Origin of the sequence: Agathobaculum massiliense, assembly GCF_900291975.1 — a bacterium.
Classification (GTDB): domain Bacteria; phylum Bacillota; class Clostridia; order Oscillospirales; family Butyricicoccaceae; genus Agathobaculum; species Agathobaculum ammoniilyticum.
The window spans coordinates 2,553,801-2,570,609 of sequence record NZ_OMPN01000001.1; the positions used below are offsets into that span (position 1 = coordinate 2,553,801).

The window sequence follows — 16,809 nt, forward strand, 5'->3', positions numbered from 1 at the left end:
TAAGCCCGACAGCATGCGTGCTGTCAGGCGGATTCAATTGTCAGGATATCGGAAAAGCCGGTCATATCGAACACCTCCATGATCTCGTCCGAAACATGGCGCAGGGTCATCGTCTGGCCGCCCGCGGCGACCGCCTTCTGTCCGGTGAGCAGGGAGCGCAGCCCAGCGCTGCTGACGTAGGCCAGCTCGGAAAAGTCCAGCAGGATGCTCTTGCCGGTCTTGATCTCACCGAGCAGGGTATCCTGGAAATCCGGAGCGGTGGTGGTGTCCAGGCGCCCATTCAGCTTGAGGACGGTCTGGCCGTTTTCGGTGCTTTTGCTGATGTTCATAATGATATAACTCCTTTTCCAAATGGTATCTGTCAGGGATGGGGGCGGCCTGCCCGCAGCCGGTAGGCGGCAAGCGCCCGTTGGATCAGCAGGTAATTTTGCTTGCTTACGGGGAGCGCTGCGCCGCCGGACAGGGTGATCCGGTACCGGCGCAGTCCGGCGACATAGGGCAGGTGTACCAGATAGCTCCGGTGGCAGCGCAGAAAATCGCAGCTGGAAAGCCGCTGCTCCAGCGCGGAAAGATGTCCCCTGCCGCAATAGGTGCTGCCGTCTGCGGTATGGATATGCAGCTCGTGGTCGAACACCTCCGCGTACACGATCTGTTCGACAGGAAGCACCTGCGCTTCACCGCAGCTGCGCAGCGTGATGGTGCGGGCTGCTTTCCGCGGGGATGGCCGCCCACCGCGCTGCCGGACAGGCGAGTCGGCATGCATGCACAACGGAACGGGCGAGCCGCGGACCGCGGCGGGGATATCCATGGCGTTTACCTCCTTTGTCAATTTACAGTATACTCCGATAAGGACAACAAAAGGACAACGGGCCAATCACAGGCCTTCCATTTTGCCTACGGAAAATTCCGCCCAGCTATAGCTCGGCAGATAGTTGTGGCGGTAGCTGTTGACCGCCTGCGGCTCCCCATCGAGAAAGCGGTAGCTGTCGCAGTCGATCTCGTCGGCGCGGACAGAGATGCTGTTGTGGCTTTTGACCAGGATATGCTCGATGCCGGCCTGCCTGAGCGTGCTGCGCAGGTCGTGTACAATGGTCTGGAAATAGTTTTTGCGCGCGATATTGTAAACGCCGTCCTCCCACAGCAGGCTGCACGCCTCCCGTGTGGTCAGCCCCGCGCCGCGGCGGTCGATCAGGCAGGCGAACAGTTCCTTGGCCTTGGCGCGGCTGAATGCGAGGGGGGCGCCGTTCACCCATACCTCAAACCCGCCGAAGGTCTGCACCCGTATGGCATGCGGGGCGGGGATATCGCCGTATAAAAAGGTCAGCTCCCGCTTCAGCTCGTCTGTATCCACCGGCTTGAGCAGATAGCCGCTGGCGTGCAGGGCAAAGGCGGATACCGCATATTTGTCATAGCCGGTCACGAAAATGATGTGCAGGTCAGGCTGCAGGTCCTTGAGCTGCTTGGCCAGCGCCAGCCCGCTCACATCGCTCATCTCAATATCCAGAAAAGCGGCGTCGATCGGATGGGTTTGGGCATACGCCAGCGCCTGTGCAGGGGAAGAAAAGCAGGCGCAGCAGCAGTCGGGTGCGGCTTCCGCCAAAGTGAGACGGAGGTCGTCCAGACACAGGGGTTCGTCGTCGATCGCTAAAAAATTCATGTGCGTTTCTCCTTGGGCATGCCGTGCGGGCGCGGAACAAGAAAAAATTCCTGTTCACGACAGAAATCGCCACTTCGCGTGCAAACTGTGGTAAGATAAACCCAACAGGGGGAAAACCAAAAACAGCGGGGTTGAATGCGGCATGGGGAAAATGGTACGATTTGCCGTTTATACGAATGAAGAGAAGACCGCCCAAAGGGTCAGCGCGTTCCTGCGCGCCTGGGCGGAGGAAATCTGCGTCGAGTTGCAGCTCGCGATGGAAAGCGGGTCGCCCGCCGCCCTGGATGCGGACGGGTGCGCGCTGCTCCTGGTGGACAGCGCAGGGCTTGCCCGGCAGGATATTGCCTGCCTGCAGGCGGTGCGCGCGGCGTATCCGGACTGCGGCTTGGTGTTGCTGGCTGAGGACGACCGCACGGCGATCGACGTATACCAGTGCCATCCGAACGCGCTTGTGCCTAAGCCGGTTACCTACAGCGGACTGGACGCCGCGATGGAACGCTGCTTCAGCTTTTGGCAGAAAGGGCTGGGCTGGCTCGACCTTCCCGCGCAGCACAGGCGCGTGCATATCCCGCTGTATCAGTTGTTCTATGCCGAGGCGGCCGGACGCAGCAGCGTCCTCTACCGTGCCGGCGGAGCGCTACAGGTGAACTGCGCGCTGTCCGCGCTGGAGGAGTCGCTGCCACAGCCGCCCTTCCTGCGGGTGCAGAAAAGCTTTGTGGTGCATCTGGGGGCGGTCCGACGGGTGTCCGGCGGGGAGCTTATCATGTACAACGACAAGGTGATATCGGTCGCGCGCGGCAGGCTCCGGCAGGTGCAGGAGGCGCTGGCCGTTTACCGGCGGGCGCGCGGCGCGGAGGAGGGATAACATGCGGATATCGGTCGCCATATGCGACGACTTGGAAGAAGAGCGCCTGCAGATGGCGCGTCTGCTGAAAAACTACGGCCGCCGCAAGGGCGTAGCGTGGGAGATCGAGTTGTTGGAAAGCGGCGCGGCATTCCTCGACCTGTTCCGGCCGGGCCGGTGGGACATCATCCTGATGGATATTTATATGGATGGTCCGGACGGGATGGAGGCCGCCCGCCGTCTGCGCGCGCAGGACAGCGAATGCGCCCTGCTGTTCGTCACCACCAGCGTGGAGCACGGTATCGCCAGCTATGAGCTGCAGGCTTCGGACTATCTGGTCAAGCCGGTGGCCCAGCGGGATCTGGACGCGGCGCTGGACTGGTGCCTACAGGAAAAGCGGGAATATTTCCGTACGATCAACGTGCGCTCGGAATGGGACGAAATAGAAATTTTGCTGCGGGATATTTTATACATAGAGATCAGGCGGCACACCGCGTTTATCCACACCGCCGGGCGCGTAGTCCAGACCCCGCGCGGCATGAACGCGTTGGAGGAGGAGATCGCAAGCGAAAACTTTCTGCGCTGCCACAGGAGCTTTCTGGTCAACCAGCGACACATCTTGCGCATGGAAAAACGAGATTTTGTGATGGATAACGGCGACCTGGTGCCGATCGGCTCCTCGGACGCGGCGGCGACGCGCCGGAAATTCATGGACTGGCTGTTCCTGCGCAACTGGAAAAACGGCGGCGCGGCCGGTATGTTCTGAATGGGAAAGATAGAGGGGGAACGGTCCGGCAGGGCCGTTCCCTTTTTCATGCCTGCGTGCGCGCGGTCAGTCCATCGCGCATAGCGCTTCAAAGGTGGTGCCGGAGGCGAGCAGCAGCGCGTCCCCGTGGTACTCGGCGATCTGGCCAAGGATGAACGAAAACGCGTCCAGCGCCAGCGCCGCCGCCTGCCCGGGGGCGAGCGAACGCGGCACGGTCAGGCAGTAGCGGTGGTAGAGCTGTCTGTCATCCCGCAAAGCGAAAGCGCCGAGCAGAAGATCCTGATTCCACACGGCGATGGCTTTGGCGGTCTCGGCCGCGGCCTGCGGCTGCAGCTCGCCCACCAGCGTGGTGTAGAGCTGAATCACATCAAAGCCCTGCGGGCCTGTGATGAAGTGCAGCTCGGCAAATACCAGTTCGGTGCCGTCCTCCTGCAATGGGATCAGCATGTTGACACCGGGATGTTCGTCCAGACGGCCGTCCGGCTGGACATCAAAGCCCTGCTCGCGCAGCAGCGCTTCGAGCGCATCCATGATCTGTTTGGATCGTTCCATAAGTCAGGTCCTTTCGGTATGAGGGTGGTGCTATTATAGCATGGTTTGCACGCAGGAGGGCGCGGTATCACGGGATAAGCGCCCCGCCTGCTTATTTTTTGGCCTTTTTGCGGTACCAGGGCGCAAGTTCCTCCTCGCGGACCGGCGCTTTCACGCCGTCCGGTGTGTTGTACCGCTTCACCTTAGCGGAAACAGACATCATATGCGGGTCATACTGCTCGGATGCGTCGGAGGGAGCCGCCTCCGGCGGCGCCTGTTCAGGGGCGGCGCTGCTTTCAGCCTGCTCCCGCGCCTGCCGGATCTCATCGATCGCGTGCGTTCCGCTGGTGATGCGGCGGCGCTTGTTGCTGGTGGAGAGCTGGGAGGCGTCCACTGGCTTCAGGTTGGCCTTGGCGGCTTGCAGCGCGTCCGCAGATACATTGGAATTGTGCGGCAGCGAAACCGAGCCGTCCTCACCGACAGAATCAGGGTTATTCATGAGCTGCTCCAGCATCTGACTGTCCGCCGCGGCCTCGGCGTTGCGTTTGGCGGTTGCCGCGCGGCCCTTTTGAGTTTTGGATTTCAGAAAGGCTAGCGGGTTTTGCACAATCAGCTTTGCCTTGCGCCAGCCGCTGAGTTGCTTGAAGTCCTCCTCTTCATTGACAAAGCTGTCGCGGGCGCGCTGATGCTTACGGCGCATGGAATACCATTTGTTCTTTATGTGATCGCCTGCACGCTTGTACCAGGGCTTATTGGCATTCGCGGTTGCACTGCCCTCAGGCGCATTGGCGTCCGGACGCTCCTTGGTACCCGTGGCGTAGTCGTATTCATTGTTGAATTCCTTTTTCTTTTTGAACTCGTACCACTTGATGCCGGCCAGCTTGCGCTGTTCGTCGCGTTGGCTCTGGTAAGCCTTATCCTCCTTGCGGGCTTCCTTGCGGGCGGCTTTTAACTGTTTTTTATTTTCCTTGCCGGCCTGCCTGGCTGCGCGCTGCTCGCGCAGCTCATTGAGCTGGGCTTCCTTTTCGGAGGTGTCGTGTCCGCCGTATTCATCGCCTACGCGGTGCGCGATGTCGTATTCCAGCCGGGCTTCTTTTTTCTTTTGAAAGTCATACCACTTGATGCCCTTGTCCTTAATCAGATTCTTTTTCTCCTCCTTGCGGCGCTTGTTGGCCGCGCGGATGTTCTGCCGGTTCTCCTCAGACAGACTGTTAAAGTGTTCGAGTGCGGCTTTTTTCTGCTCCTTTTTTGCCAGTTTAGCCGCCTTTTTCTGCTTTTTTGCCTCGGCGGATGCCTGTTGCCGCTTGAGTTCAGCCTGAACGGTATGTTCCTTTTCAAACTGGTGTGCGTCGGCCGCGCCGATCTGCTCCTCCACGGAGCCGCCCCGCGCAAAGTCCGCGTTGACCTGTGCGGAAGCCGCATCGGTATCGAGCATCTCGCCCTTGGAATTGGTGCCGATCCCCATGACGTTAACGATTTTGCGGGCGCGCTGACCTTCCTCGTTATCTTGGGAGGATAGCTGGTTAAGGGCCGTCACATCATTTTGCGTTTTGTGCATGCCTGCAACCTTGTTGGTCGTCGCACCGCGCTCTCCCGAGGTGATCTGGTTGGCGATATGCTTGGCGCGGTGGCGGATCTCGTTCTTTTTCTTTTCCGGCAGGTCGTCGCGCATGCCGAGCTTTTTCTCCAGCGATGCGCGCAGCGACAGGTTATCCAGGTTCTTTTCGCGTGCTTCCTTACGCTTTTGATCCACATGGGCCTCCATCCCAGTGTTGACAACCGTCTTCACGGCAGAGCCACCCATCGCAGCAAGATTGCCGACGCCGGGAATCAGGCCGAGCCCGCCGTTGACGATGTCCATGCCGGCGTTCACGCCCTCTTGCACGCTTTCCGCCTTGCGGACCTTGGCGGCGTTGCGGGCGTTGGTCGCCATGCTGCGCAGCAGCTTATCGTTTTTGATCTTTTCCGCGTCGCCGGAAGCGGCGCGCTGCGAGGAATCCGAGGCGAGTATGCGGCCCGCCCGCTCGGCGGCCAGGCGGTCGCCGGTGGCCTCGTGGCCGTGGATTGTGGCCTTTGCCGCATTCGCCGTGCCGGCGATCATCTGGAAGTAGCTGCCGTGCGCTTCGAGCTGGCTGCCGACGGCCTCTTTTACCGCCTCGTTCTGGATGATCTGACCGGTCAGGTTTTTGGCTGTGCCGAGCGCGTCCGAACCCCAGGAGGCGACGCTGCTGGTAAGCGACGCTGCTTTTTCTGCTGTCCCTGCATTCTGGTCGGTGATGGTATCCTTGATATCCTTGGCCGTATCGACCGTGTTTTTCGTCGTGCCGATTATACTGCCGATCGCTGCGGCATGCCCCATAAAATCGCTGTCATTGACAGCACCCGCTTTTGCACCGAACCTGCCAAGCACATAGCTGCCGTTATCCCGCTGGGAGGCAAGGGTTTCCACGGTCGAGCTGAATTCGTTGAATTGGTCAGTCGCCGCGAGACCGGCATCCAGCGCGTTGCCACCCAGAGAGTCCCCCTCGATGTCGTTTGCGCCCAGCCGGCGGTCGGTCGCGGAGGGGCGGTTTTCAGGGCCGTAAACGACAGGATCCTGCCGTTTGCGCCTGCGCCGCGCCTGCACTGGTCCTGTGGCCCCTGCCGCAGCGACTGCGGCTGACGCACCGGGGCTTGCTGTGGCGCCAGGATAGATGCTCTGGCCCATGGCCGCCATCATGCCCTCGCGGTCGGCGCGGGCTTCGAGCGCATGGTTTTCCAGCAGGCCGGAGCCGCGCACCTCGCCACGCGCCTGGCTGACAACGTGGCTCAGCTCATGTCCGAGCAGCGCCTGCCCGCGCATGGAAACCAGGTCGAGCTGGCCGGGCGCAAAGGCGATGTGGCTGCCCTGCGCCAGCGCGTCCGCACCCGCATCCGCGACCGCCTGGCTCTCATACAGCTTGACGCCGGACAGGTCCGCGCCGAAAGCGCTCTCCATTTTGGACTGGATCGCCGCGGGCAGGTCAACCGGCCGTCCGGCATGCTCGACCGGAAACAGGTCGCTCATCCCGCGCAGGGGGGGCTGCTGCGGCGCGTGGGCGGCCGCGGGGCGGCTGCGCGGCACGGTGCAAGCGGAAGGCTTGGCTTTCTTCTGATAGGTTTGCATAAACGTCACCCTTTTCTCGGTCGATGGGGTCTCATGCGGCGGTACTCCCGCCGCGTGGCATGGCACGGTGCGGGAACGGTCGAAACGTGCCGAACGGCGTATCATGCTATTGTCATTATAGCATAGCGGAATCTACGGGCGGTTTGCATGTTGTTACACTTTCGGGCCGTTTGTGCGCAATCGCTTAAAACCGGATTTCTTTTCAGGTACAATCAAAACAGCGGAGGCGGGAGCCTGCGCAAAACAGGTCAGGATATCAGACGACAACTGGTGGGGGCGTGCATCAATGAAGCTGGCGGTATGCACCGCACAGGCGGAGGAACAGGCCCGGCTGTGCGAATGGATCGAACAGTATTGCAGGCTGCGCAGCCTGCCAGCGGCCGTGGTGTGCATCAGCACGCCGCAGGAGCTGTCCCGACAGGCGCCTGGGGCAATACAGATCGCCTATATCGGTTTCGGCAGCAGTACGGGCTTTTTGGCCGCCCGCGCGCTGCAGGAACGCGACCGCGCCTGCCGTATCATCCTGATGGACGATACCACGCAGTATGCCATACAGGGGCTGCACCTGCATTTTGCGGATTTTATCCTGCGGCCGGTGGAGTTCCGCCACGTGGCGCGCAGCATGCGCCTGGCGCTGGAACGGTTTTGAGGAAAAGTACGGGGAGGGCTGGTCTTGCAGCACGCTTGGGTAAAACGCAGGCAGGCGCAGGCGGCCGTGCCGCCGGTTACGGAGAAAGACACGCGCCGCCAGCTCGCCTGGGCGGCGGGCAGCGAGTTTTTCTCCCACCGCGACCCGCTGTACCATATTACCGAAGACTTCCGGCAGACCTTTGACGAGATTGGCCGCCGCCACGCGGCGGCGCTGGCTGGGGAGAGCGCCGGCGGTTTTACCCGCACGGAGCAGGCCGCGCAGCCGCCGCAGTGGGCGGAACAGCAAACCGGACCAGTGCGGGACGCGCAGAAGCCCAACCCGACCAACGCTAAAGACCTGTATCAGATGCGCTGGTCGGATAACCAGGACATGGTGCGACGTTTTTCCGAAACGGCGTTCCAGCGCGGCACGCTGGCCGGCGCGGTGATGGCGGGGACGGGCAAGATGATGCTGGTTTCCTGCCTGAAGCGTACGGTCGGGCAGTCCCAGCCGGTCAGGGAGCAGCAGCGCCGCCTGTTCGAGGGCGGCTCGCAGCAGCGCGTCATCCCCGGACACGGGCCGGACAGCGTGGTGTTCAACCGCGGCTTTGCGGACAGCGCGGTCGGCTTGGTGGTCGATACGCTCGCGGACGCACGGCAGATGGTGGAATCCATGGCCGACCTCGCGGCCGGAAAAAGCGATATGGGCGCGGGCGGCGGCGCACAGGCGCTGCGCAGGATGTACCCGTTCCTGGACGACAGCCGCGAACGCGCGCTGGCAGGGCAGTACAGCGCCCGCCTGCGCGAGAGCGGCGACGACGGGGAGCGGCAGTTATTGCAAAACGCCTATGTGCGCGTGCAGGCGATGATCGGCAAAAAAGCACAGATGCGCAACGAATTTATCAACAAGCTGCGGCTGATCGCGGACCGCGCGACCGAAGCCCTTACCTTATTTGAAGCCCCCAGCTTTACCGACGAGTTGGTACAGGCGGTCGAACAGGCCGAAACGCCGCCCGAGCCACCGGATCAGCCGAACGGCAGCGCGCCCAGGCCACCGCAGGACGGGGAGGACGGCCATGCAGCAGAATGAACAGAACGCCGCCAGAACGTCGGCGCACCATTCCCAGCAGGTGCGGGAGGACAAGCAGCGCCGCCGCGCGGCGCAAAGCGAACAGCAGACTCTGCGAATCGCGCTGGAGGCCGTGCAGGCAGGCGTGCCGCTGACGCGCCTGCCCGCCGCGATGGTGCTGGCGCTCTCCGCACAGATGGGCAACAGCGCTCTGCTCGCCCTGCTGGCGGGACAGGACAGACGGATCGAGCCGGTCACGGCGCTACCGCCGCCCGACGCGGTGCGGACAGCGCCCAAGGATATCAAAACGGCGTCCGCCGCGGCGTCCGCTCCACCCGACTGGGCGGCGCTGCCCGCGGTGCAGGCCGCACCGGCCGCGCCCGACGGGCTGGCCGGACAGGGAGGTGTCTCCTTTGCAGGAGGATGAATGCCGCAGGCTGCTGGAAGCGCTGCTGCGCGACAGCGGCGTGCCGTGGGAGCAGAGCGGCGTATGGACGCGCTTCCGTTTTCGCGAGGGCGTGATGGTGTGGGAGCTTGCCTGCCGGTGCAGGCGGGGCGAGGTGTTGATCTACAGCCGTTATCCTATGGCCGCGCGCGAATGGGCGGCGGCGCTCGAAGCCTGTGGCGAAGCGAACGGCGCGCTGACGCGCGGCGCGATGTTCCTGCAGGGTGAAACACCGGTTTTCCGCATCCGCGCCGACTTGGGCGACCCTTACAGCGCGCGCGAGCGGCTGGCAGAGGCGCTCGAATACAGCGCGGCGGTGATGGCGCGCTATTGGGGCGCGTTCCAGAACGCCTGCCGCGGCTGACCGTTTTTTGTGCGGGATCGGGTTTGAGAAATAAACCGGGCGACCCGAGGCCTGGTTTATTTCTCAAACGTCCGCGAAAATAATAGAAGCAGACCCAGTACAATTTAGAAAGGAGGGGAGCTTCACGACCGGCCCCCAGCCAACTACAATGGCGTGAAGCAAAAACATGGCAGAATATTTATCCCCAGGTGTGTATGTGGAGGAGTATGACTCGGGTGCGACCCCGATGCAGGGCGTCAGCACCAGCACGGCGGGTTTTGTCGGCCTGGCGGAGCGCGGCCCTACGATCGGCCAGCCGCAGCTGGTTACCAGCTTTGCCGACTACACGCGCATATACGGCGGCTATCTGAGCAAGGCGGGCTATGGCGACGCACGCTATCTGCCTTATGCGGTCGAGCAGTTCTTCATGAACGGCGGCGCGCGCGCCTACATCATGCGCGCCGTGCCGGGCGACGCAAAAGCTGCTGCCCTGACGACCGGCGCGCTGCGCATCACTGCGGCTAACCCGGGCGCCTGGGCGGAAAAGATGCGCGTGACTGTCGCGGCCTCCAGCAAGGCCAAGACCCAGGTGCTCGCGGCGAGCGGCGCGGACCTGACGCTCAAGAACGCGGACGGGTTCAATACCGGAGACGTGGTCGAACTGTTCGACGGCAAGACCGCCGCCTACGCGACCATCAAGAGCGTGCTCGACAGGGTCGTCACCCTGGACGCGCCCTGTGCGCTGGCCGTGGCGGATACCAAGGTCGGCACGGACAAGTACATCCGTACCTGCGAAATCACCATCACCGCCCGCCTGGACGATACGGTGGAGGTCTTTGAAAACCTGTCCCTCAAGCCCGAGGCGCTTAACTATGCGCCGGTCAAGACCGCCAAGAGCGACCTGATCCGCGTGGAGGTCGTGCCGGTCAAGGCGGCGGCGCCCGCGCCGGCGGCCAAGGAAGAGGGCAAGGAGAAAAAGGAAGCGTCCGCAGCGCCAGCCAAGGCGGCCGGCATCACGCCGTATGAGCTATGCGGCGGCGCGGGGGACGAAATGGTGCTGACCCTACAGGGCGGCAGCGACGGATCGGTACAGAGCGTCACACCGGACGCGTACATCGGTGCGGACGACGGCCCGGGCCGCCGCACCGGCCTGCAGGCGTTCCAGGAGAACGGCGTGGTATCCGTGCTGGCGATCCCCGGCGTGACCGCGCCCGAGGTACAGGCGGCGCTGATCAGCTTCTGCGAGAACCGCAAGAGCTGCTTTGCCATCCTCGACGTGCCGATGGACCTGAAAAAGACGAACGACGTGGCTACCTTCCGCGATATGTACGACTCGACCTACGCAGCGATGTACCATCCATGGCTGCAGATGTTTGACGCGGGCGCCAAACGCGCGGATTACTTCCCGCCCTCCGGCGCGATGGCAGGCGTCTACGCCCGCAGCGACAACAGCCGCGGCGTGCATAAGGCCCCTGCGAACGAGGTCGTCCGCGGCTGCACTGGCCTGTCCTGCAATTACAACGTGGGTGAGCAGGATATCCTCAATCCGATCGGTGTCAACCTGATCCGCGCGCTGCCCGGCCAGGGCATCCGTGTATGGGGGGCGCGCACGATCAGCTCGAACGGGCTGTGGAAGTACCTCAACGTGCGCCGCCTGTTCATCTTCATCGAGGAGTCGATCAAGGCGAACACCAACTGGGTGGTATTCGAGCCCAACAGCGAAACGCTGTGGAGCCGCGTGACCCGCACGATCGAGACCTTCCTTGCGACCTGCTGGCGCGACGGCGCGCTGGCCGGCTCCAGTCCGGAGCAGGCGTTCTTCGTGGAGTGCGGCCCGACAACCATGACGCAGGATGATATCGACAACGGCCGCCTGATCTGCCAGATCGGTATCGCGCCGGTCAAGCCCGCTGAATTCGTGATCTTCCGCATCACGCAGAAGACCGCGACCGGCGAATAAATAAAGCCCACTGTTGGCAGAAAGGACGAACATAAATGGCAATCAACTATCCATATAGAGTATTCCGATACCAGGTCGAGATCGACGGCATCAGCCGCGCGGGCTTTTCCGAGGTTTCGGGCATGAGTTCCTCGGTCGATGCGGTCGAATACCGCGAGGGCGACGACCTGCGCAACACCCCGCGCAAGCTCGCGGGCCTGACCAAGTTCGGCAACGTCACCCTGCGCTGGGGCGTGTCCGATGATTCCGACTTCCTCGACTGGGTATACGCGGTCGCGCCGACCAACACCGCGCCCCCGACCGGCATGATACGCCACAACGTGACTATCACCCTGATCGACGACGCGGGCAACCCCGGCCCGTCCTGGAACCTGATCAACGCGTGGCCGGTGGGCTACACCGTGCCCGACCTGAACGGCATGGGCGGCGAGGTCGCCATCCAGTCGCTCGAGTTGTGCCATGAGGGCCTCGAGCACACGCCGGGCGGCGTAGCGGGCGAGCCCTCCACGATCTGATAGCAGCGCTCTGTTTTCGGCCTGCGCCCCGGCTTTCCGCCGGGGCGGCCGGAAGCGCACGGGAGGCCGCTTCCCGTCAAGCGCCCGTGCACTTCCGACCCCTTTGAAGCGAAAGGAGAAGCTACATGGAGACTGAATTTGAGTTTGAACTGCCGCGCGGCTATGTGGACCAGAACGGCGACGTACACCGGCGCGGCACCATGCGCCTGGCGACTGCGGCGGACGAGATCCTGCCCCTGCGCGACCCACGCGTGCAGCAGAATTCCGGCTACCTAACCATCATCCTGCTCTCGCGCGTCATCACGCGGCTGGGTACGCTCAGCAGCATCAACACGCGGGTGATCGAGAACCTGTTCACCATGGATCTCGCCTATCTGCAGGATCTGTACCAGCGCATCAATATGTCCGAGCTGCCGGTTTACAAGGTGACCTGCCCGCACTGCAACCAAGCGGTTGAGGTGCCGCTGGATTTTTTGTTGAGCTAGGACTGGTGCTGTACCCGCAGGAGCGCATATATCAGGAGATGACGTTCCTGTCGTACTACCTGCACTGGTCCCGAGACGAGGTCATGCGCCTGAACCATCTGGAACGCCGCCGGTGGTGCAGGGAGGTCTCGGCTGTGAACAAAAAGCTCAGTAATACCGAGCAGAATACCTTTGAATTCCGCTGAAAGCAGGGAGGGAAAGCAAGATGGGCGTCACCTATCAAGAACCCTTTAAGGCTTTCCGCTTCCTGGTGGAGGTGGAGAGCGGCGGCGTGGCCGTGGCGGCGTTCACGCATTTTTCCGGCGTGAAAATGACGGTTGACACCGTGCAGGCGCGCTCGGGTAACGACAACCGTGGCGTGCAGGACTATATCCCTGTGCTGACGCGCTTTGAGCCGGTCACGCTGACCAAGGGCGTGGTGGGGGATAACGACTTTCTGGACTGGCTTTTCTCCGCGGCCGCAGGGCCGGAGGCAGGGCCGAAGGGCGCGGGGCTGCGGCGCACGCTCAACATCGTGGCGCTGGACGACAAGGGCAACCGCGGCGTGACCTGGTCGCTCAGGGACGCGCTGCCCATCGGCTACGAGCTGACGCCGATGGACGGCGGGCGCAGCGAGGTGCTTTCGGAAAGCCTTACCTTTGCCATCACCGGCATGGAGCGCATCACGCACGAGCCACCCCAGTCGGGATGATATGACCAAACCGCCCAGCAAGGAGGTGTACTGCGGCATGGCGTATTTGTCGGGCGCTTATTTTGAGGTGATGCTGATTGGTACAGGCGCTGTGCTGGAAGGGAAGTTCACCTCGGTATCCGGCCTGGATATGGAGGTCGAGTATGAGATTTTCAACGAAGGCGGGCTGAATTACCCGCGGTTCTTTTTCAAGCAGAACAAGCCGCAGGTGCTCGTACTCGAGCAGGGTACGGTGACCAGCGTGGACTCGGTCTCGCTGCTGATGAACATGTGCAACCTGGGCGTGTCCATCCCGCTGGCGGGGACGGTCATCCTCAAGGACAGCTTCGGTACGCCCCAGCGCACCTGGTCGATCGTGGGCGCGTACCTGCAGAAGTATGTGGGGCCGTCGCTGGACAGCAACCAGGCCGCGCTGGCGGTCAGCCGGATTGAACTGATATACAATGGGTGCTGCTGATGGATTCAATTGCCGTAATAAAAACGGATATGGCGGTAGCGAAAAGGGACAGGCTGGGCCTGTCTCTATTTGGGCTGTTGTCGCTTGCGTTCGGTGACGAGATCCGCACCCGCAGCGCCTGGCAGACCGGACTGTACCGCGAGGAGCCGCTCGCGCTGCTGGAGGAGGGCGAGTCTGTCCTCGCCCATGCGCCGGAGCGGGAGCTGCATCTGGACGTAGACCTCAAGATTGTGCTGGAAACGCTCAAGAAGGAGCGGCGGCAGGCGGATAAACGGCAGGCGCAGGCGGTGGCGCGTATTTTGGAACGGGTCTACCTGCTCGAGCGTCGCGTCAGCGAGGCCGCGCCCGCGCAGGCGCATGTAAACGTGCGGCTTGAGCTGCCGCGGGAGGAAACGCACGCGGCACGGCACAGGGCGGCAGGAGCCGCACAGACGCACGCGGCGGATACCCTCCTGTCCACGCGGGAGAGGTCGCTGGCTGTTGCCGTTCAGGCGGTTGCGGCTGCGGAAAACGCGCGGCAGGCCGCGCGACCGGAGGGTAAATTGACAGATACGCCGCAGGCGGGCCGCACGGCCGCCGCCGGAAAGCCGTTCCGCGCGCCCATCGGCATGCAGGCCGCCGCCGCAGTGCGGCAGGCGCGCCGTGCAGGGGCGGGCCGCGCGCGGCAGACCGCAGCGTACGGACAGACCGGATGGGCGATTACCCCGCTCACGCCGGTTTCGTGGAGTACAGCCGCCCCAGCAGGGGAAGGTTGGTCGCCCCGCTGGCAGGCAGAGCATCCGGGCTTTACCGCCTCCAAAGGGGTAAGGGGCGCGGAGAAAGGACAGCCCCTCGGCGGGAGCATCCTGCTGCCGGACCAACTCCGCTTACGTAGACAGCGCGCGCTGGAGCAGGCGGAAGCCGAAGCGATCCCGAGCGGCGTGCTTGCACAAGAGCAGACGCTGACCCATCCGCATGCCGCCGCGCAGGAGACGGGCGGCGCTGTGCGCCGGATGGTGCAGCGGCTGGACCGCGCGGTCGAACAGGCCGTGCGGCGGTCGGTGCAGCGGGAAGAAAACGGTGCGGGCGGCGGCACAGAAGAGCGGGGGCATACGGCGTTGTCCGAAAAAATGGACAGCAAACCGGCGCGGACGGGCGTGGTACATAAGGAAAGCCGGGTAGCTGCGGAATCCGGTAAGCCGGATGCCGCTGTGGATACCGCCCGCGTGGCACGTCAAACGGATACGGCAGCGGCCCAGACGGAACAATCCGCTGCAGCATCGCCGCAAAACGCGGGTCTGCACCGCGCGGCAGACGGCGCGGATATTCTGTCGGACGCAAGGCCGTTCAAAGCGGGTACGGTCGCGGCTCAGGCAGTGCAATCCGACGCGGCGGCTCTGCCGCCGGAAGCGCTGCTGCACCGCGCCGAAGCGCAGGGGCAACGGAAATACGAAGTGTTTTCTGGAGAAAAGGATGCAAGGCCGGCGCAGGCTGGTCCGACGGCAGATGCAGATAACCGGACCGCCGCTCGCGGCGAACCGGATGCCGGCCGGAAAGCGCTCAAAACGGACAGGGGATCGGCCCAGACAGGGCAATCCGACGTGGCGGCGCTGCAAACAATGCTGGCAGGATACGCAGCCCATGACCTGACCGCGGCCGAAAAGGCCCTGCCGGGCGCAGAAGCGCCGCAGGCGGCTCTGCCGCAGGAAGCGCTGCTGCACCGCGTAGAGGGACGGGAACGTCCCCTGCTTTCGCGGGGAACGGATGACGGGCGTTTTGCGCGCGGAGGGGATGAACCGCACAGCATGGCCGTTCCCGACGCGCACCCATCACAGGGAAGGGATGCGCCGCCCCAGTCGGAAACAGAGACGTGGGTCGCGCAACAGGCGGCAGAGATTGCGATACCGGAGAAGGCCCAGCCCCCTGAAATGCAGACAGGGGAAGCACAGACGACTTCTGAAACTGATTTCACGGGACAGGACAGTACGCCGCGGGCAAGGGCAGCTCAGCACACGCCTGACACGTCGACAGAAGCGGCGGCGCTTCCTGCGGAGCCGCTGCTCTATCGGAAAGCTGCGGCAGATCCGGAAAAACCGCATATCCGGTCGGGACAGCAGGCGGCAAAGCAGAGGGAAGCGCGTTTCGCGTTAGACGAACAGACAGCTGGACAGGAAGCCGGAAAAGACCGTCGGGCCGAGTCGTCAGCCGTCGGGCGCAAGCCTGCCGGCGCGAATACCGCCGTACCGTCGAGCAACCGCACAGCAGAATGGCCGGCGCAGGCGGTACCACAAGCGGTCGGCGGGAAATCGCCGCAGGCCGTGCCTGACATCCTGCGGCCGGCGCCAATAACAGAGATGGATCTGCCTGAGCCGCTGACATGGCGGAAGGAACGGGCGCAGACGGTATGGGAATCGGCAGAGGCGGACGGAGAATGGACCGCCGTCGCATCCACCCGCGCCGCGCGCACGGAGGGACGGAATAATATAACGGCGGCGTCCCATACCGTACTGGCGGAAGCAACCGAGCCTTTCCAGATACCGGACGGACGCGGCAAAGCGGAGGAACGGCGGTCTGCGCGACCTGTCACGGGCGGCGCGGAGGGCGTTTTGCAGACGGATACCAATCTGATGTACAGGGCTGAGAGAGCGGCGCTGCCGGCCGCGGCGCAGGCCGCGTCACGCAGGACAGCCGCGCACAGGCAGGGGCGGACGGTGGAACGGCCGCGCACAGTACTGCGCCATCTGGCGAGCCGCCTGCCGGCACACCCTATACAGCTGCTACAGACCACGCTGGTGCGGACGCTGCCGGCGAATCAGATCGCGGCGGCGCGCCTGATGGCGCCGCTGTCCAACGCCTTGGTACAGCCGCAGGCTGCGTCTGTCCAGTCCGCGGCGGCGGACGGAAACGAGCTGTCCTACCTGCCCATACAGGCGGTGGAGCAGAAAACGGGTCGTGAAACGCCGCCCCAGACCGGCGCGCTGCCCGAATGGGCGCAGCGCTTCCTGCAGCAGCCGTCCCGCGCGGACAGCCAGAACACGCACCGCTTTTCAGCGGCGCAGCAGCAGACGGCGGGGACGCAGCCGGGGCAGATCGAATGGACCGCGCCGGGCGCGATGCCGAAAGCCGCGCCGGTCATATTCCGAGAGAACCGGCAGCTGGAAATGCAGCGTCCTGCAGCCCCCGCCCGCCTGAGCGACAGCGAGCTGCGCCGCGCGGCGGACAAGGTGTACCGCATGATCGAGGAGCGGCTGCGGCGCGAGCTGCGGCGCAGCGGAAAATAAGCAGAAAGGAG

Annotated in this window: 18 protein-coding genes; 13 read left to right on the top strand and 5 right to left on the bottom strand. The window is 63.6% G+C overall.

What is annotated here, in order from left to right:
- Nucleotides 1–23: 23 nt before the first annotated feature.
- The 3 genes from DBQ51_RS12965 to DBQ51_RS12975 form a co-directional block, all read right to left on the bottom strand.
- On the bottom strand, nt 24–329 hold the full coding sequence (locus tag DBQ51_RS12965; protein WP_054326459.1) for an STAS domain-containing protein: 306 nt from the start codon (nt 327–329) through the stop codon (nt 24–26).
- 32 nt (nt 330–361) lie between these two features.
- Nucleotides 362–808: a LytR/AlgR family response regulator transcription factor gene (locus tag DBQ51_RS12970; RefSeq protein ID WP_107631771.1), complete on the bottom strand. Its 447-nt coding sequence runs from the start codon at nt 806–808 to the stop codon at nt 362–364.
- Between the two features lie 66 nt (nt 809–874).
- Nucleotides 875–1,657 carry a response regulator gene (locus tag DBQ51_RS12975; RefSeq protein ID WP_107631772.1) on the bottom strand — a complete coding sequence of 261 codons (783 nt, stop codon included), beginning with the start codon at nt 1,655–1,657 and terminating at the stop codon, nt 875–877.
- 151 nt (nt 1,658–1,808) lie between these two features.
- Here DBQ51_RS12975 and DBQ51_RS12980 point away from each other — a divergent pair, with 151 nt between their 5' ends.
- Both DBQ51_RS12980 and DBQ51_RS12985 read left to right on the top strand, forming a co-directional pair.
- On the top strand, nt 1,809–2,522 hold the full coding sequence (locus tag DBQ51_RS12980) for a LytR/AlgR family response regulator transcription factor (protein ID WP_159068187.1): 714 nt from the start codon (nt 1,809–1,811) through the stop codon (nt 2,520–2,522).
- 1 nt (nt 2,523) lies between these two features.
- On the top strand, nt 2,524–3,267 hold the full coding sequence (locus DBQ51_RS12985; RefSeq protein ID WP_107631774.1) for a LytR/AlgR family response regulator transcription factor: 744 nt from the start codon (nt 2,524–2,526) through the stop codon (nt 3,265–3,267).
- Nucleotides 3,268–3,333: 66 nt separating this feature from the next.
- Here DBQ51_RS12985 and DBQ51_RS12990 read toward each other — a convergent pair whose 3' ends face one another.
- Nucleotides 3,334–3,819 carry a hypothetical protein gene (locus tag DBQ51_RS12990; protein WP_054326464.1) on the bottom strand — a complete coding sequence of 162 codons (486 nt, stop codon included), beginning with the start codon at nt 3,817–3,819 and terminating at the stop codon, nt 3,334–3,336.
- 91 nt (nt 3,820–3,910) lie between these two features.
- Nucleotides 3,911–6,943 (bottom strand): eCIS core domain-containing protein, encoded by a 3,033-nt coding sequence (locus DBQ51_RS12995; protein WP_159068188.1) that lies wholly within the window; start codon nt 6,941–6,943, stop codon nt 3,911–3,913.
- Between the two features lie 286 nt (nt 6,944–7,229).
- Between DBQ51_RS12995 and DBQ51_RS13000 the strand changes: the two genes are divergently transcribed.
- The 11 genes from DBQ51_RS13000 (at nt 7,230) to DBQ51_RS13050 (ending at nt 16,798) form a co-directional block, all read left to right on the top strand.
- Nucleotides 7,230–7,592 (top strand): response regulator, encoded by a 363-nt coding sequence (locus DBQ51_RS13000; protein ID WP_107631776.1) that lies wholly within the window; start codon nt 7,230–7,232, stop codon nt 7,590–7,592.
- A 24-nt stretch (nt 7,593–7,616) separates the two neighbouring features.
- Nucleotides 7,617–8,663 carry a hypothetical protein gene (locus tag DBQ51_RS13005; protein ID WP_054326470.1) on the top strand — a complete coding sequence of 349 codons (1,047 nt, stop codon included), beginning with the start codon at nt 7,617–7,619 and terminating at the stop codon, nt 8,661–8,663.
- The gene (locus tag DBQ51_RS13010) at nt 8,650–9,069 is read left to right on the top strand and encodes a hypothetical protein (protein WP_107631777.1); all 420 of its coding nucleotides are present in this window, start codon (nt 8,650–8,652) and stop codon (nt 9,067–9,069) included. The genes DBQ51_RS13005 and DBQ51_RS13010 overlap by 14 nt, the downstream gene beginning before the upstream one ends.
- Nucleotides 9,056–9,451 carry a hypothetical protein gene (locus tag DBQ51_RS13015; RefSeq protein WP_107631778.1) on the top strand — a complete coding sequence of 132 codons (396 nt, stop codon included), beginning with the start codon at nt 9,056–9,058 and terminating at the stop codon, nt 9,449–9,451. Before DBQ51_RS13010 ends, DBQ51_RS13015 begins: the two co-directional genes overlap by 14 nt.
- A 166-nt stretch (nt 9,452–9,617) precedes the next feature.
- Nucleotides 9,618–11,390 carry a phage tail sheath family protein gene (locus DBQ51_RS13020; protein WP_107631779.1) on the top strand — a complete coding sequence of 591 codons (1,773 nt, stop codon included), beginning with the start codon at nt 9,618–9,620 and terminating at the stop codon, nt 11,388–11,390.
- 35 nt (nt 11,391–11,425) lie between these two features.
- Entirely contained in the window at nt 11,426–11,905 is a 480-nt protein-coding gene (locus DBQ51_RS13025) for a phage tail protein (protein ID WP_054326473.1), read from the top strand.
- Nucleotides 11,906–12,030: 125 nt separating this feature from the next.
- Nucleotides 12,031–12,390, top strand: a complete 360-nt coding sequence (locus tag DBQ51_RS13030; RefSeq protein WP_107631780.1) for a hypothetical protein — start codon at nt 12,031–12,033, stop codon at nt 12,388–12,390.
- A 5-nt stretch (nt 12,391–12,395) separates the two neighbouring features.
- Entirely contained in the window at nt 12,396–12,575 is a 180-nt protein-coding gene (locus DBQ51_RS13035) for a DUF6760 family protein (protein ID WP_054326475.1), read from the top strand.
- A gap of 20 nt (nt 12,576–12,595) precedes the next feature.
- Nucleotides 12,596–13,081 carry a phage tail protein gene (locus DBQ51_RS13040; protein ID WP_054326476.1) on the top strand — a complete coding sequence of 162 codons (486 nt, stop codon included), beginning with the start codon at nt 12,596–12,598 and terminating at the stop codon, nt 13,079–13,081.
- 1 nt (nt 13,082) lies between these two features.
- Nucleotides 13,083–13,538, top strand: coding sequence for a phage tail protein (locus DBQ51_RS13045; RefSeq protein ID WP_107631781.1), 456 nt, complete (start codon nt 13,083–13,085; stop codon nt 13,536–13,538).
- Complete coding sequence (locus DBQ51_RS13050) at nt 13,538–16,798, top strand: hypothetical protein (RefSeq protein ID WP_107631782.1); 3,261 nt, start codon at nt 13,538–13,540, stop codon at nt 16,796–16,798. Before DBQ51_RS13045 ends, DBQ51_RS13050 begins: the two co-directional genes overlap by 1 nt.
- Nucleotides 16,799–16,809 lie beyond the last annotated feature (11 nt).

Bases quoted from the DNA above. Each gene is read 5' to 3' on its own strand.
- DBQ51_RS12965 (WP_054326459.1), bottom strand. From the start codon at position 329: ATGAACATCAGCAAAAGCACCGAAAACGGCCAGACCGTCCTCAAGCTG.
- DBQ51_RS12970 (WP_107631771.1), bottom strand. From the start codon at position 808: ATGGATATCCCCGCCGCGGTCCGCGGCTCGCCCGTTCCGTTGTGCATG.
- DBQ51_RS12975 (WP_107631772.1), bottom strand. From the start codon at position 1,657: ATGAATTTTTTAGCGATCGACGACGAACCCCTGTGTCTGGACGACCTC.
- DBQ51_RS12980 (WP_159068187.1), top strand. From the start codon at position 1,809: ATGGTACGATTTGCCGTTTATACGAATGAAGAGAAGACCGCCCAAAGG.
- DBQ51_RS12985 (WP_107631774.1), top strand. From the start codon at position 2,524: ATGCGGATATCGGTCGCCATATGCGACGACTTGGAAGAAGAGCGCCTG.
- DBQ51_RS12990 (WP_054326464.1), bottom strand. From the start codon at position 3,819: ATGGAACGATCCAAACAGATCATGGATGCGCTCGAAGCGCTGCTGCGC.
- DBQ51_RS12995 (WP_159068188.1), bottom strand. From the start codon at position 6,943: ATGCAAACCTATCAGAAGAAAGCCAAGCCTTCCGCTTGCACCGTGCCG.
- DBQ51_RS13000 (WP_107631776.1), top strand. From the start codon at position 7,230: ATGAAGCTGGCGGTATGCACCGCACAGGCGGAGGAACAGGCCCGGCTG.
- DBQ51_RS13010 (WP_107631777.1), top strand. From the start codon at position 8,650: ATGCAGCAGAATGAACAGAACGCCGCCAGAACGTCGGCGCACCATTCC.
- DBQ51_RS13020 (WP_107631779.1), top strand. From the start codon at position 9,618: ATGGCAGAATATTTATCCCCAGGTGTGTATGTGGAGGAGTATGACTCG.
- DBQ51_RS13025 (WP_054326473.1), top strand. From the start codon at position 11,426: ATGGCAATCAACTATCCATATAGAGTATTCCGATACCAGGTCGAGATC.
- DBQ51_RS13030 (WP_107631780.1), top strand. From the start codon at position 12,031: ATGGAGACTGAATTTGAGTTTGAACTGCCGCGCGGCTATGTGGACCAG.
- DBQ51_RS13040 (WP_054326476.1), top strand. From the start codon at position 12,596: ATGGGCGTCACCTATCAAGAACCCTTTAAGGCTTTCCGCTTCCTGGTG.
- DBQ51_RS13045 (WP_107631781.1), top strand. From the start codon at position 13,083: ATGACCAAACCGCCCAGCAAGGAGGTGTACTGCGGCATGGCGTATTTG.
- DBQ51_RS13050 (WP_107631782.1), top strand. From the start codon at position 13,538: ATGGATTCAATTGCCGTAATAAAAACGGATATGGCGGTAGCGAAAAGG.